Annotated in this window: 9 protein-coding genes; all 9 read left to right on the plus strand. The window is 48.0% G+C overall.

All coding sequences use genetic code 11. The features are described 5' to 3' along the window. The first annotated feature begins 228 nt into the window (after nt 1-228). Nucleotides 229-3,033: a glycoside hydrolase family 2 TIM barrel-domain containing protein gene (locus MKX60_RS20530; protein ID WP_341060818.1), complete on the plus strand. Its 2,805-nt coding sequence runs from the start codon at nt 229-231 to the stop codon at nt 3,031-3,033. A 653-nt stretch (nt 3,034-3,686) separates the two neighbouring features. Beyond that, nucleotides 3,687-6,329 carry a glycoside hydrolase family 2 protein gene (locus MKX60_RS20535; protein WP_076299770.1) on the plus strand — a complete coding sequence of 881 codons (2,643 nt, stop codon included), beginning with the start codon at nt 3,687-3,689 and terminating at the stop codon, nt 6,327-6,329. Beyond that, nucleotides 6,322-8,427 carry a hypothetical protein gene (locus MKX60_RS20540; protein ID WP_076299771.1) on the plus strand — a complete coding sequence of 702 codons (2,106 nt, stop codon included), beginning with the start codon at nt 6,322-6,324 and terminating at the stop codon, nt 8,425-8,427. Before MKX60_RS20535 ends, MKX60_RS20540 begins: the two co-directional genes overlap by 8 nt. A 274-nt stretch (nt 8,428-8,701) precedes the next feature. Beyond that, a complete protein-coding gene (locus tag MKX60_RS20545) occupies nt 8,702-9,634 on the plus strand; it encodes a carbohydrate ABC transporter permease (protein ID WP_218640913.1) in 933 nt (310 codons plus the stop codon). Between the two features lie 5 nt (nt 9,635-9,639). Further along, on the plus strand, nt 9,640-10,524 hold the full coding sequence (locus MKX60_RS20550) for a carbohydrate ABC transporter permease (RefSeq protein ID WP_076286758.1): 885 nt from the start codon (nt 9,640-9,642) through the stop codon (nt 10,522-10,524). A gap of 141 nt (nt 10,525-10,665) precedes the next feature. Continuing rightward, the gene (locus MKX60_RS20555; RefSeq protein ID WP_143759488.1) at nt 10,666-12,093 is read left to right on the plus strand and encodes an ABC transporter substrate-binding protein; all 1,428 of its coding nucleotides are present in this window, start codon (nt 10,666-10,668) and stop codon (nt 12,091-12,093) included. A 99-nt stretch (nt 12,094-12,192) separates the two neighbouring features. Then, on the plus strand, nt 12,193-14,640 hold the full coding sequence (locus MKX60_RS20560; protein WP_341060820.1) for an alpha-L-rhamnosidase-related protein: 2,448 nt from the start codon (nt 12,193-12,195) through the stop codon (nt 14,638-14,640). A 63-nt stretch (nt 14,641-14,703) separates the two neighbouring features. After that, nucleotides 14,704-15,732, plus strand: a complete 1,029-nt coding sequence (locus MKX60_RS20565; RefSeq protein ID WP_341060822.1) for a cache domain-containing protein — start codon at nt 14,704-14,706, stop codon at nt 15,730-15,732. Between the two features lie 220 nt (nt 15,733-15,952). Beyond that, a complete protein-coding gene (locus MKX60_RS20570) occupies nt 15,953-16,201 on the plus strand; it encodes a hypothetical protein (RefSeq protein ID WP_042188352.1) in 249 nt (82 codons plus the stop codon). Nucleotides 16,202-16,453: the final 252 nt, after the last annotated feature.

The following is a 16,453-nucleotide window of genomic DNA, read 5'->3' on the forward strand; positions in this document are numbered from 1 at the left end:
AATTTTATTCAAAAGCCGCTCATTGCGGCTTTTTTTATTGTTCTGAAATTACTATTAAATCTTGTCATCAGGCACATTCATGCTCCGGCTATATTGTAAGTTTAGACCTGTCGTCATTCAAATGAGTGTTAACCACTCTACTGAATTATCTGGCTTAATATGCTAAGCTTTATATAGTAGAGCATTATACTGCTAGAGTTCAGTGATTACCATAATAGGAGTGATATTTTGCAGACAAAGATCAACCTAGAAGGCGAATGGAAGTTGCAATTGGATGAGACAAAACAGGGACTAACCTTGCCTTTTACAGATGTTATCACACTGCCGGGAACAACGTCATACGCACGTAAAGGACCAAAGAACGAGGTAGTTTTAGTAAGCGCTCTAACCGATGAATATTTGTTTGAAGGGCAAGTCTGGTTCGCAAGAGAGGTATTCATTCCGGATGAGCTGGCCGGTAAGGCCTGCTATCTATTTTTGGAACGGACGAGACTTACGACGCTTTGGCTGGACAATACGGAGATCGGTAGGCGTAACAGTCTGAACACCCCGCATATATATGAATTGCCGAAGCTACAAGCTGGAATTCATACAATCACCGTCCGTGTGGACAATACCGATTACCCAACCAAAGGCGGACATTTGACTTCACAGGATACCCAGACCAACTGGAATGGAATTACCGGTCGTATGGAGCTTCAGTTCTATGGGGAATCGCAGCTTACTAATATCCGACTGGAGTCGAATCTGGCTGCACGTACGGTTCGTATTACAGCAACCTTGGACAGCAACAGTGAAACTACGCTTGCGGTGTCTGCCCAAAGCTTCAATAGTGAAGAGACACACGCGGTGGACGAGCGTGAGTTTCCTGTTTCACCGGGGCTTTTTTCCGTCGATTATGTGCTGGGCCAAAACGCGTTGCTCTGGAGTGAAGGCGCTCCCAATCTTTATAATATAACCCTTGTTTTGAAAGACAGGGATGGACATATTACTGACCAACAGGAGCTCATCTTTGGTTTGAAGGAATTCCGAGCGGAGGGCGACAAGTTTACAATCAACGGAGAGAAAACCTTTCTCCGCGGCAAACATGACGGCCTGATCTTCCCGCTCACCGGCTATGCCCCAACTGATGTCGAGGAATGGGTAAGAATCCTTGGCATTTCCAAGTCCTACGGTATCAATCATTATCGCTTCCATACCTGCTGTCCACCGGAGGCTGCATTTACCGCTGCGGATATGCTTGGGATCTATATGCAACCAGAACTTCCATTCTGGGGTACAATCACGGAAAAAACCGATGATGGCCATAATCAAGCAGAGCAGGATTATCTGATCAGTGAGGGTTATGCCATTCTCCAGGCCTTCGGCAATCATCCCTCCTTCGTGATGATGTCCCTTGGTAATGAGTTATGGGGCAGTAAAGCTAAAATTGATTCTTTCCTGAAGGACTATAAAGCGTTCGATAAACGGATTCTCTATACACAGGGCTCCAATAACCACCAATGGGTACCGGAAATTCTGGAACATGACGATTTCTTCAGTGGGGTACGCTTTTCCAGAGAACGACTATTTAGAGGCTCTTATGCCATGTGTGATGCACCACTAGGACATGTACAGACTGCCTTGCCGAGTACAATGAAGGATTATGATGATCAAATCGTACCTTTGGATCTCTTGAATGGAGAGAAGATGGAAGATACAGCTGGCGGTGAGATCCAGATTCAGTATGGTACCGAAGCAAAGACCGTGAAGGCAGATGAGGCTTCCGGAGAATGGATACCGCACATTCCTGTTGTTTCGCATGAGATTGGACAATACGCAACCTATCCAAATTTTGAAGAGATCGAAAAATACAACGGACCACTCAAGGCCGAGAATTTCAAAATTTTCCGTGAACGCTTGGAAAGTAAGGGACTGGGGCATTTAGCCGCTAAATACTTCGAATGTTCAGGGCAGCTGGCCGTAGCCTGTTACAAAGAGGAACTCGAGGCGGCATTCCGCTCCCGGCGGCTTGCCGGCTTCCAGCTCCTGGATCTCCAGGATTTCAGCGGTCAGGGAACAGCATTAGTAGGTGTCCTCGACGCCTTTATGGATTCCAAAGGAATGATTAGCCCTGAGGAATGGCGAACCTTTTGCAATGATGCCGTTCTGCTGGCGAGATTTCCTAAGTATAACTATGTCTCCGGTGAACCGTTCGATGCTCATGTAGAGCTAAGCTGCTTCCGCAGCGGTTTGCAAGATACACTTGAATTACGTTGGGAACTGACTGTGGATAATGGTATTTTGGCAGAAGGGACAACCGAGGTGAACGTTCCTGCAGGAACGAATTACATCGATATCTGCGATTTGGAAATAACGCTGCCTGTAGTTGACCGGATGAGTACAATCGTATTGTCTCTCTCGATACAGGGGACAGATATTCGCAAGAGCTACGATCTATGGATTTACCCAGAAAAGAGCGGCAATATGCTGGAAGGCATCCATGTATTCGACAAGCTGTCTAGTGATGCGTTTGCACTGCTGGAGCAAGGTGAGAGCGTGCTGCTGATGCCGAAACCGGAAACTCTCCAAAATGCTGTCGAGGGTTATTACTGCACAGATTTCTGGTGTTACCCAATGTTCCGCTCTATCTCAGAGAGCATGAACCGGCCAGTTCCTGTGGGTACCATGGGGCTGTTAATTGATAACAGCCATCCTGTATTCCACGAGTTCCCTACCGAGGAGTATTCAACCTATCCATGGTGGAATATCGTTCAGCACTCAAAATCCATTATCATGGATGAAGCTGATCGAAGTTGGAATCCCGTGGTGCAGACCATCGACAATTTTGAAAGAAATCATAAGCTTAGTTTCCTCGTGGAATGCAGCGTAGGAGCAGGCAACTTACTAGTGTGCGCTTTAGATGCAGACAAGGTAAGCGATACGCCTGAAGGAAGACAGTTCTTATCAAGCCTTGCGGGTTACATGAAATCCGCAGCGTTCAAACCACAATACAAAGCAACTGTTAACGAGCTTCTTGAGTTAATCAAGTAGGGGTTTGCTAAGACTCTTCATTGTATTTCATATGGATGAACAGAACACAGGGACAGTGCTTCTTTATATACGATGGACCGTTTAACAGCAGAGCAGCGATTCTCTAAGTTACGAGAGAACCGCTGCTCTTTTGGTGCTAGTTAGGGAGCAGACTTCAACTTCAACAGTGTAATCATCCTCTAGCTTGTGAGAGTTTCGGACTCCAGTGAACCTATTGCTCAGAAAGAGGCTCAATTACAGAGTTTTTTATGCGAATAGCGACTCGGGGTCCGTTAGCATTCCAAAAGTGTAATAATACTGCGCTTAGGGTCATCTCAGTCCGATAGGTGCTACGTCGTTGCAGGAGTTCTTGAATCTCAAACCAAACAAAAAGCAAAGGAGATCCCCAGTGGCCTTTCACGGCTTGAGGGAACTCCTTTTTCGCGTTCTACAAACGGCTTGGTTCTAGAATAGTTGTTTGTATTTATCTGCAACTGCGCAGATTAACAAACGATTTCACAGGGTTAGGGGCCTTCGAAAATGATAACCCGATGCTATCATTGGTAATGAAGCTGGATGAATAGAATTGTAAGCGCATTAACCGATGGCGCCAGAGCCGTTCTTAGTCATGAACAGCGCCAAATTAAGCAGGATTTGGGGGAACGGGAGAAGACATGAAACAAATTTTATTGAACGATCTAAAGTGGGAAGTCAAAGGGTACTGGCCTTGGGTGCCGTTAAAGGGCACCAGCATGGAGCTGGGGCAGGAATTGATGGGAGTTACAGACTGGATGCCAGCTACTGTGCCGGGTGGAGTTCATTATGATCTCTACAGACAGGGCTGGATTAGCAATCCTTATGAAGAGTTGAACAGCTTAAGCTGTGAATGGGTAGAGAACCGTTGGTGGGTTTACCGCACGACTTTGAAACATCCTGAGCTGAAGGCATCCCGAGTTGAACTGGTCTTTCAGGGGCTAGACTATGAAGCAGCTGTTTACGCCGACAATATCCTGTTGGGTGAACATAAGGGAATGTTCGAGCCGGCTGTATTTGATGTTACAGATCTCCTCTCGGAGCGGGAGAGTCTGGAAATCTCAGTGCTACTGAAGCAGGCACCGGATGAAATGGGGCAAATCGGCAAAACCTCGGCCACCTTCACGCAGAAGAGCCGTTTTAATTATAAATGGGATTTCTCCACCAGGTTAGTTAACGTCGGAATCTGGGATGATGTGGTACTGAGGGTTCACCGGGATTGTTCTTGGCAAGACGTGTCAATCACTACAGATGCGGAGCTTGGTGAAAATGACGGGCAGGTGTCTGGTCGAATTTCTATTCAGGCAAGCATCAAACAGATGGCTGGTCCTGAACATACAGGAAGGCTGACAGCGAGTATCACTTGTTCTGATCCGGAGGGGAATCCGCTGGTGGTTCAGACATACTCGGTTCTCGCGGGAGAAGTTCTGAACGCGGAGCTTGATATTCCTGAGCCTCAGCTATGGTATCCGAACGGCTACGGAGAGCAACCGCTCTACAGCCTTGAGCTGAAGCTGCTGGACGAAGAGGATATGGTGCTGGATACCCGGAGGTTACAGACAGGCATCCGCAAGCTCGATTATATCCTTAATGAAGGAAGCCCCGACAACGCACTACCTTATACGGTCGTGATCAACGGGCGCAAGATTTATATAAAAGGTGTAAATATGACACCCTTGGATCATCTCTACGGAAATGTGACGATCGAACAGTATCAGCAGATGATCTATTTAATGAAAGCGGCACATATCAATCTTGTTCGGGTTTGGGGCGGCGGAATCATTGAGAAAAAAGCCTTTTACGATTTATGTGATGTGAACGGCATTATGATCTGGCAGGAGTTCATTCAATCGAGCTCCGGCATAGATAATATTCCGTCCAAGCAGCCTGAGTTTCTGGAACTGCTACACACAACGGCTTGCACCGCACTCCGTGACAAACGCAATCATGTATCGCTGACGGTATGGAGCGGTGGTAATGAATTAATGAGTGAACCGAACAAGCCATCAGACCTCAGCGATTCCAATCTGGCGATGCTGAAGAGTCTGGTGGAGCAGTATGATCCGCAGCGGCTCTTTCTGCCGACCTCGGCGTCCGGTCCAGTGGAATATATTACAGAAGCCAAGGGCCAGGGGCATGATGTTCATGGCTACTGGAAGTATATGGGCAACCCCTATCACTACGAATTATATGGCAGTAACGATAATCTGCTGCATAGCGAATTTGGAGTGGACGGTCTGAGTTCTCTCAAAAGCCTAGAGAAATTTCTGAATGAAGCCAACCAGCAGCCTGTCTCGATGGAGAACAGCGCCGTATGGAGACATCACGGGGAGTGGTGGGATACGCTAAGCCGTGAAGAAGAAATGTTCGGTAGCATGAATGATTTGAAGCAGTTCTCTGCTTGCAGCCAATGGATGCAGGCAGAAGGAATCCGCTTCGTGCTTGAGGCTAACCGTCGCCGCAAATTCCGGAACAGCGGCAGCATTGTCTGGCAGTTCAACGAGCCATGGCCGAATGTGTCTTGCACCAATCTTGTAGATTATTATGGTGAAACTAAAATGGCCTACCACTGGGTGAAACAAGCCTTCCGTCCGCAGCATGCTTCGCTAGATTATCGCAGCCTACTTTTAACGCCTGGTACTAGATTTCATGGAAATGTATTCGTGCATGGTGTGGATGGAGGCAAGGTAAAGGTTGATGCAGAAGTGCTAGATGCAACGGGTAGAAGCCTATATCGGCAAACCTTCGAGGCAGAAGGAGACAAAGATCGTGCTGTCTGTGTTGGGGAGTTGAATTTCAGCGTGCCTGAGCCTGAGGATCTATTATATTTTGTCAGATTGTCATTCCGGAACATTGAAGAAGAATCGCAGCAAAATTTATATGTGCTCTCTACCGCTAACCAACATCTTTATGCCCCAGCACTTGATCTTACAGGTGGCAATCTTCAGGTGCGGCAGGAAAGCTTATGGCAACCTACTGGTGTAGGAAAGATAAGTCACCAAGCTCACTTCACTCTCCATAATACTGGTAGTGAAGTACTGTTACATGTACATGCAGAGGAGAAGGGGGACCGCTACTGGATGGAAGCAGAAGAACAGTTCCTCACCCTTTTTCCAGGAGAAAAAAGGACGGTGACGGTTACTTGCACACCAAAACTGTCGGGAGGATTTCTGGCTGGGGAGAATTACTGTAGTACCGACGGTCTGCCAGAAATTAAATTTTGCTCGTTTCTGACAGCACATGGCGATACGATACCAGATGAAGGAGAAGGAATTTATGAGTAAATCATTGTGTTTTGTACCGGGGAAATACGTTCCGCTAAGTCGTTTTATTCTGAGTGGTGGATCTGAACCCATTGCTCTACCCATTACTAGGGCTGTGGCCGATTACTTAAAAATGCACGATGCAGAACTACTACTAGCCTGCTTGCGGAGCGGTGAAGTAACTTATCACAAAGCCGGTTGGTCAACCCTGCGAGAGGATACAGTCGAGGCTGAAAAGGCGGAAGGAACCCAGAATTCAGAGGAAGGAGTGTTCGTATTGGTCAGTCCGTTACTGATCAATACGCTTCCAGTAGTGTCACACTGGGATAACAGTGCTGCTGAGGGGAAAGGCGGCTTCCGTTATGGTGGGACCGACGGCATCGGGACCCTGCGGATGGACGAAGCTGGAGAGAAGGTTGTAGCTGAGCATGTACGGCTCTATAATAACGATCCAGATAGCCCTTATGTATACAATACCGAAGATTATCAGTTGTTCGGCAGTAACGAAGGGGATAAAGAACTTAAAACCCCGCAATTTGAACGCTATATTGGTGACCGCTACAGTCTCTATGCAGTAGATGATTTAGTTGCCATCTCCTTGAGCGACCGTATCCTGAAGACCTTCGGGTATCCGGTGGTCTACCGTAATGAATCCGCTGACGATGGGGCTCTTTTAAGCAATGCGCCTGTGGTTCAGCTCATCAGCGGCAGTCTGTTAGTTACGAAGAACGGTCAGCATAGCCTTGCGTCCTATATTTTGCCGCCCAATTGGAGTGCGAAAAGTGTTAAGGGCTATCCGCTGTTATTCAACGGTTATTATGATGCCAATGAAAATACCTTCAGCACTGTAGGTCCCTCATTTCTGGAAATCATCGGAAAGACTCTAGCCAGCACAGGCAAAGGTATTGTTGGTGTTCTCTGGAACGGTGGAGGTTACATCGGCAGCCGCTCCCTGCAAAGCTCCATTTACGCCGGGATTGGTGCGGCAATTGCCAGAGGCCAAGATAGCTATGGTGGTGATGCGGAGCAGGTTGTGGCCGTGGGTGGCTCACGCGGTGGGCTGACCGCGTTGCTGGCGGGAGGCAATCCTCTAAGGCTGCCGTACCGGGTGCGGTACACATTGTGTTATGCACCTCCGTTAATTCTGAATGGGCTTACCCGTGAGTTTGCGGAAGGGGCATGCCCGTTGATCTGGCATGTGGCAGAGGTGGACACCGGTTACCGGGATATCTGGAAGAAGGACTGGCGGCATCCTCAGACCGGAAGATCAGGTATCGAGACTCTGCTACAGACACTTACGGGAGCTGGTGACTCTGCAAGTCTGCGGGAAACGACCGGACTGGAATCCGATTTCTTCTTAGACGGTCTTAAAGCGAGCGGCACTAAGCTACTGATAAACCATGGCACGCATGATGCCTTTACCCTCAGCCGATTCAGCTTTGCCTTCGCGGCCTTGGTCCGGAGTCACGGCATTCCACTTCGCCATGAGATCGGCTACCGCTTCGGGCATAACAACTGCACGGACCTTTACGAGCAGGCTGCTCTGTGTCTAAAAGCTATACTACAGGAACAGGAGCTTGAATTCACGGGGACGGTGCATTATCGCAGACGCAGTCCAGCTGTGGGCGAGTGGGAGCAGACGGAACGTTTTGTTCCGGTTCCTCAGCCAGTTTTTCTGGAGGCACCGAAGTTCGTAGCGGTGGGTAGTCCAGTGGCTTGGACTCTTTATGGAGAGCCGGGAATGGAATACCGCCTAGAGCTGGGAATCCTAGATCAGCAGGCTTGGGAACAGAAGCAGCAGGTAGTCCGTAATGAGTGCATTACCCTCGCGTCCGGTGTTTTACCTGACAAACAGCATCCTCTTGAACTCTGCTCGTGGCAGGATGGGGTAAGTCAACTCGCTGACGGGCAGCATGCGGGTTATTATCTCTATGAGTTATCTTACAGGCTCAAGGGTGAACAGGACTGGAACGTAGTATCTCCATCCCGTGTGCCGCAGCCCGGCGTGGAGCCGCAGGCGGTACTCCGCATTTTGGAGGAGCAGCCCAATCCGGCGAGCGAAGCATTTCGAGCGGAAGCAGCCGTCCTATGCATTAGCTCAGGGCTAAGTGAGGCCTAAACAAAACGTCATACCATGAACATAAGCGGTGTACGACCATTCCGGTGCGTACATCGCTTTTTTGAAATATAAGAAAGTATAAGTTTCATACCATACACAATCTCTTATATTTCTCGCATGATTGCTTGCCAGCAAAATAAGTAGCTTTACAAACGCTTTCGCAGGGTTACCGGATTTCGAGGTTTTGTAGGAAGCGCTATCATTTAAATATAACAACTATACAACGCCTGACCGGAGTGAATTCTTGGCTTCGGGAGGAAGGAAGGACAGGAGCATGATTGGAAAAACCACTGAACTAAATCCTTTAATGACTAAGAAAAAGAAAGGTTATCCTGTGCGGCGTCTATTTAGAGATTGGTCATCTTGGATATTAATTGTCCCTACGCTGTTTGCCTTTTTCTTTTTTTCCTGGCAGCCGCTCGTCAAGGGCATTGTGCTCTCTTTTTTCAATACAGAGGGTTATAATGCCGTAAGCTTTGCCGGACTGCAGAATTACAAGGATGTGATACAGAACTCAGCGTTTCAACAGACACTGACCAACTCTTTTGTGTATGTGTTCTGGTCGCTGCTGATCGGTTTTGCTGTACCCATTATAGTCGCAGTTGTGATCAATGAGCTCAGGCATGGGAAATCGTTCTTCCGCTTTTCGGTCTTTTTTCCGAGCATGGTTCCCGGCATAGCTGCCTCGATGTTATGGATGTTTCTGTTTGAGCCTGGGAAGGGCGGCGTGCTGAATATTATGCTGAGCGCTCTGGGATTCCCGGTGCAGCAGTGGCTTCAGGACCCGGACATGACGATTATGCTGATTATTTTCACGATTACCTGGCGGAATTTCGGGGGAACGGTGCTGCTCTATCTAGCCAGTCTGCAAAGCATTAATCATGATCTGTACGAAGCGGCTTCCATCGACGGTGCGAATGTATGGCGGAGATTTAAAAGCATCACCATTCCGCAAATTTCCAGCATGATCGGATTGATGATGATTTTGCAGATCAGCGGTGTATTCCAGATTTTCAACGAGCCTCTGGTTATGACCGAAGGTGGGCCGAACAACGCCTCTATGACGTTAATGCTCCAAAGCTATTACTATGCGTTCCGGAGTTTTGAAGCAGGCCATTCCATGGCGCTGGGGGTTATTACTTTCCTTGTCCTGATGGTGCTAACTATTATATATTTCCGGCTGGATAAGAAATTGAACAGGGAGTAGAAGCTATGAAAACAAAAGAAGCATTTGGCATTATCGGCAATATAGAATACAGGTCACCTTGGGTACGCGTGCTGTATTGGTGCATGTTCATTCTGATGATTGTGCTTGCCGCCGTCTGTATTCTGCCTCCGGTCTGGATTATGGTTTCGAGTCTTAAAGACATCAAAGAGTTCTATGCGATCCCGCCTACCCTGATTCCTCGCTCATTCAATGTAAGCAAGCTATGGGAGACCTGGCAGGAATTTAACTTTCTCAGTTACTATCTGAATACGGCTTACTTAGCTGTCGGTTCTGTACTGTTCTGTCTTACGTTTAACGGGCTGGCAGGATATTTTTTTTCTAAGCTGAAGCCTCGAGGGAGTGCACTGCTGTTTGCCCTGATCGTGTGGACTATGATGGTTCCGAATACAGTCGGTATGGTGCCGCTTTTCAAAAACCTGATTGATTTTCCACTGCTGCACTTGAATCTGACCAATACCTACTGGCCGATGTGGTTTATGGCTGCCGTGAATCCAGTGGTAATTCTGATCTTCAAGAACTTTTTTGATACCATCCCACTGGCGTTGCTGGAAGCGGCCAAAATTGACGGAGCGAGCACCATCGGCATTTTTATCAGGATAATCCTCCCGCTTAGCGGACCAGTTATGGCCACAATTACGATACTAACGATGAACAGTGTCTGGCAGGACTTCTTCTGGCCTTTTATGGTGCTGAAGGATAAATCGACCTGGTCGGTCATTGTGGCCATCTATAATCTGAAAGCGACTTTGCCGCAGGACATTCAGTTTATTGCGCTGACGTTTGCGATTCTGCCGCCGATTATTCTGTTTGTTTTTTTCCAAAAGTACATTATGAACGGACAATCCATGGGCGGCAGCATTAAAGGGTAACATCACCCGATCACAAACCATTTCACAGCTTTGCCCCGTAGGGTGCTGCAGAAGGTGCGTGGTAAGATGATTTCAGATTTAAAAGAAAGCGCTTTACATGTTGTGAAGAATGCTTTAACAATAAGACTAGGGGGAATTACATTGAGAATCAAACACACCAAAAAAATTACAGCTACACTGGCGCTAACGCTGCTCCTTACGGCCGGTCTGGCTGGCTGCGGAGGCTCCAAAGATGAGAACGCCGGAGTGAATACGGAGGAAGCGAGCAACAAACAGGTGACGATCAAGGTCAGCAACTGGCCGAAGCCGAATGAGGAAGCCAAAATTGCCCAGTATGAGCAGCTCATGGCGAAGATGAAAGCTAATTATCCAGATATCACTGTGGACAAGGATGAATGGGGTTATGATGTCAGCTCTTTCTTGCCTAAAGCGGCTAGCGGTCAGCTTCCTACGGTGTACGAAACCTTTTTTACAGAAACTAGCAAAATCATTAAGGCAAATTACGCGGCAGATATCACGGATACGATGAAAAAATATGGCTATGACAAAGCGATCAATCCAGATCTGCTGAAGATGGTGACCAAGGACGGCAAATATTACGGGATTCCGAAGGACGGCTACGTGATGGGGATGCTGTACAATATGAATCTCTTCAAGGAAGCTGGACTGCTGGACGATAAGGGCATACCAAAGTTCCCTAAAACATATGAAGAGCTGGCACAAACTGCGCAGATCATCAAGCAAAAGACCGGTAAGGCGGGAATCTTCCTGCCAACCAAAAGCGGCCAGGGCGGCTGGATGTTCATGAACATTGCTTGGGCTTACGGCGCGGAATTCGAGAAACAGGTGGATGGAAAATGGCAAGCGGTGTTCAATTCTCCAGAGGCAGCGGCGGCCCTGCAATATGTGAAGGACTTGAAATGGAAATATGATGTCCTGCCGGACAATAATCTGGTGGATGTTACGAATGACATGTTCCGCATGTTCGGAACCGATCAAGTCGCTATGAGCTTCGGCATGAATGACTGGCCTCCAGTCATCCAGCAGCAGACCAAAATGTCTAAAGATAATGTAGCAATGTCCGCCCTTCCAGTTGGACCGATCGGGAAACCTGTAACTCTGCTCGGCGGTGGTCTATATATGTTCTCGCCTAATGTAACCCCTGAGCAGATTGATGCTGGATTCAAATGGCTAAAAACCTACGGCTTCACACCGGAGTCCTCAGAAGAGGCATTAACTGGTTGGGATATCGAGAAAAAGACACTGAGTGATCAGGGGCTGATCGTAGGCCCTTACGGCCTGCGGATTTGGACAGATGAGAAACGGATTGGTGAAGAACAGAAGATTCTCGACAAATACAACAATGTGAACCTGGATTTGTTCCGTGATTATATGGACAACGGCAGCAAAGGCATGCGGGCAGAAGAGCCGGTCAACGCTCAGGAATTGTACCAGAAGCTGGATATTGTACTGCAAACTGTCCTAACGGACAAAAACGCAGATCCACTGGAGATTTTAACTAAGGCTGCTGAAGAATTCCAACGTGATTATCTCGACAAGGTGAAATAAGCACAGTCAAACGGCGGCGTCGACCTTCTGAAGGGCGGCGATGCCGTTTCTGCGTAGATTGCCAAATCTACTCTAAGGGATAAAGGAGAGGTGCATTATATGGCAGCAAAAGAATGGGGAGAATGGAACGCGCGATGGATCTGGCCTTTGGATGAGGAAGGGACAGAAAGTTGGGAGGAGCAACACGAGCGGGTGTATTTTCGCAAAATGTTTGAGCTGCCAGCTGGAGCCGGGAGGGCTTACAGTCTGAATTTGGCCATTACTGCTGACAGTCGCTACAGACTCTTTGTTAACGGGCAGCGTTTATGGGCCGGTCCTTGCAAGGGTCATGGTTATGTACACTATTATGAGGAGTTCAGTTTGGACGACATTTTACAACCAGGTATAAATGTGATTGCTGTTGTGGTAGTTCATTATGCTGGGACTTCGCCATTTGAGTTGGGTGAAGACGGTCCTCTATCGATTTGGCGCTCGCAAAAAGGCGGCTTGCTTGTAGAAGCGGATGTTATGAACAATGGGCAGCTTGTGCAGGAACTCAATACGGATACCTCATGGAAAAGCATTAGGGACCACAGCTACCGGCTTCAGCCGTTTCCGATTATGCGCTGGATGGGCGGATTGGAAGAGGTGGAGGGGGACTTGTCGCTGTTGGAATGGACTCTGCCGGAATATGACGACAGCGCCTGGCTAGCCGCAGGGATTGTACAGCCGGTGCGGGATGATTATGGTCAATTAACCCCCTGGCAATTGGCGGAGCGACCGATTCCGCTGCTGTATGAGCGCGAGCAACTCTTCCTGAAGCTGATGCGCAGCAGCAGTGGTGAAGGGGAAGCCCTTTTTGAAAACGGGCATAGTCTGGAGCTGCGGAATGAAGCTGGTGGAGCCTCGACGCCATTAGCAGGAATACACGTGGAAGCGGGACAGCAACTCTGGCTGGAGCTGGATGCAGGTGAGCTAATCACAGCTTATCCGCAGCTTAAGCTTCTTGGGGGGAAAGGTAGCCGGATCACCCTGCTTTACGCCGAGTGCTACGAAGAAGAGACTGGGGATGACGAGATCCGCCGCAAAGCTGTCCGCGATGATATGCGGGAGCATGTACTAAGAGGCGGATATGACAGCTACCACCCAGCCGGTTATGGCACCTCGGTGCAGATGGAAACCTATGAACCGTTCTGGTTTCGTACCTTCCGGTATGTCCGACTGGAGGTGCATACTGGAGCTGAACCTTTGACGATATCCGGCTTCAGTTATCGAGAGACTGGGTATCCGTTACTGGCGGAAGGAAGCTTTCATTGCAACGATGAACGATATAACCAGCTCTGGGAGCTGAGTGTCCGAACCCTACAACGCTGCATGCATGAGACCTACGAGGATACGCCGTATTATGAACAGCTGCAATATACCATGGATACCAAACTGATGATGGAGTTTACGTACCTGTTGTCAGGAGACGACCGATTGGCACAGAGGGCAATGGAAGATTATAGGGCTTCGCAGCTGCCAAACGGCATGCTGCAAAGCCGCTTCCCCTCCGTACTGCCACAGGTCATCCCCTCCTTCTCCTTGTATTGGATCGGGATGATTCATGACCACTACAGATCCTTTGGGGATTTGGATATCGTAAAACGGTATCGACTGCCACTGTTATCCGTATTGGACTGGTTCGATCAGCGACTGACACCGCAGGGTCTGGTGGACAGAACACCTCGCCAATATTGGAATTATTTCGACTGGGTAGAAGAATGGCCACTTGGTGCACCAGACTGTACGGATGATGCACCTGCAACCGTGCTTAGCCTGATGTATGCGAACGCGTTGGAGCAAGCGGCTGAATTGCTTGCCGCCAGCGGGTGGACGCAGATTGCAATTGAATTGCGTCAGCGCAAAGCCGCGGTCAACGCTGCGGTACTGGATTGCTGTCGCCAATCGAACAGCTTGATGTTCCGCGACAGTCCGGCGGCAACAGCGGAAACGCAACTGAGCCAGCATACGCAGGTCTGGGCGATTTTAGCTGGCACGGTGGACATTGTAGAGGGGGCAGCACTACTAGAGGCTACAATGGCTGACACATCACTGGCTAAACTTTCGCTGCCGATGAGCTATTATCTTTTTCGCGCGTTGGAACATTGCGGATTGTATGACCGCTCCTTCGGACTATGGGCTCGTTGGATGAAACAGCTGGATTTGAACCTCACTACACTCCCAGAAATGGACTCTGTCGGAACCAGAAGTGACTGTCACGCCTGGAGCGCGCTGCCGATCACTGAGTTCACCAGAGGGATATTGGGTGTCCAGCAAGGGATAGAGGGAATAACCGTAAAGCCACATTGCGGCGAACTGCAACAGGCCAGTGGAATCGTAAGCACAAGTCTGGGTCCAATACATGTAAAATGGGAAATCCATTCAGAAGCGGGACATAAAAACTTCCATTTTGAAGCTAACTGGCCAGCCGGTTCGTCAATTACAATTATCTTGCCTAATCATGAAGTGCTGCTGACAGCTGCAGGTTCTTTTTATAAGGAGATCGACATTAGTCACTTTAGCTGATAGTCTGATTTCAATTGATCTTCGTTTCGTTGATTCATACACCAGAGGGGGATGGGGAGTTATATGTTCAGATCATTTGGCCGCAACATCCGCCTTGTCCTGGTGCTGTTTATTACCGTTTACATTGTCGCTTCGAGTTTCATTTTGTACCGTACTATGGAGCATAGAAGCTTGGATATGTTGCGGCAGTTATCTGTTCAATACACTGGCCAGCAGCATAAGAATACTCTTTTGTTCATGAACTGGCTGGAGGAGACCTCCAAGCTTATCTCCAACAATCAGGTGGTACAAAACGCTCTGAAAAAACCAGCGTACGACGGAGCAATTTCTCCGATACTTGAGGGCATTCGCTCCTCTAGCAGTGACATTCTCGGCATTTATATTTGGGGTGAAGCAGGAGGGACTTACTCCTCGAGCAATGTGTCGGGGCTTCTCCCCTTTGCAGAGATCAAGAAGGTTCCGGGGATGGAACAATTTCTGGATAACCGGGAACAGACTTTACGCTGGACGGTGCTGAACCGGGAACATCTGATGAACGCGCCTTCTGATCTGCGCGACCGTCTGCTACTTGAGGTAAAAATTCAGAATACGAAGGGGCAAATTTTAGGTCTGCTCTCGCTCGAAGTTGAGATTGACAAGCTGTACAGCTTCTACCTGTCAGGCAAGAATACGATCTACGGCGAGAATGAAGTTTATCTGCTGACAAGTAACGGAAAGCTGCTGAATGCGGCGGATGTGCCCATGAAGCGACTGCAAGAAATTAGAACTGCGCTGACCACACCGGAGAAGGATAATCCAGCTATGCCGGAAGAACAAGATAGTTCAAGTAGCGGTGCTATGGATTTGTTGGAGCGTGAAACGGCCGACGGCTTGATTTTGCTCTATCCGCTGCCCGAATCGGACGAGCGGATTGTCACCTATATCTCTGCAGACGGGATGAATGCAGAGCTGCGGACATTTAAGTATTTAATGATCGTTTTAAACATCGTCGTGTTCATAGTGTTCTGGTTGCTGATTTCAATGCTTAGTGGCAGTATTGTTAATCCGCTGAAACAGTTGTATTTGAAAATTAACTCCACGATGAAAGACTAAGATTGGCAGTCGGAATGGCAGCAGAATGGCAGACAGAATCTATGAAGCATTGGAATTTCAGGTTACCCGCTAAAATCTGCAAAAGGTCACTGGCTAGCAGTGCTTATATCTACTTGGGTGGGAACCGATCACAGCGAATCTACTTCGTAGGGGCTTGTTCAACTATTGGGCTGGATAACGTTATGGTAAGATAATGCAATAGAACATATGGGGTGAAAATATGAGAATGTATGCTCTTCTTACAGAACCAATAGGGGACATAAGTAAGGTAATGATTTATGAATCAAAGTATCGTGTTTATTTATTTCTATTTGAAACTCATGAAAATAAGGGTGCAAATGCTGACTATTGTTATGAAACATTAGAAGAAGCAATGGAATTCTGCAATGAGGAACTAAACATAGTTGAGGAACAGTGGGTTGTTATTAACGATCCCAAAGACGGGGAACAACACGATATTATTTACTAAACCAGTATTGACAGCATTGAGCAAACGGGAAACGTTACTAAAACGTAATAGCGACAGTCCAGGGCTTTATTTTCTCGTCCATTGCTGTCGCTGATTCTATTTCTAGGGGCATTCTACTACATTATTTTCTGCTGAACCGCTAGCCCACAGACGGTTCGTTCTCTCCTCCGTTTTGAACAGAATAACTATTTACACTACTCAAACGTAAAAAAAAAAGAAATCGCTCTTTATGAGTAAAGTGAAATTACCACC

The organism is Paenibacillus sp. FSL R5-0914, from assembly GCF_038004525.1.
GTDB lineage: Bacteria > Bacillota > Bacilli > Paenibacillales > Paenibacillaceae > Paenibacillus_AQ.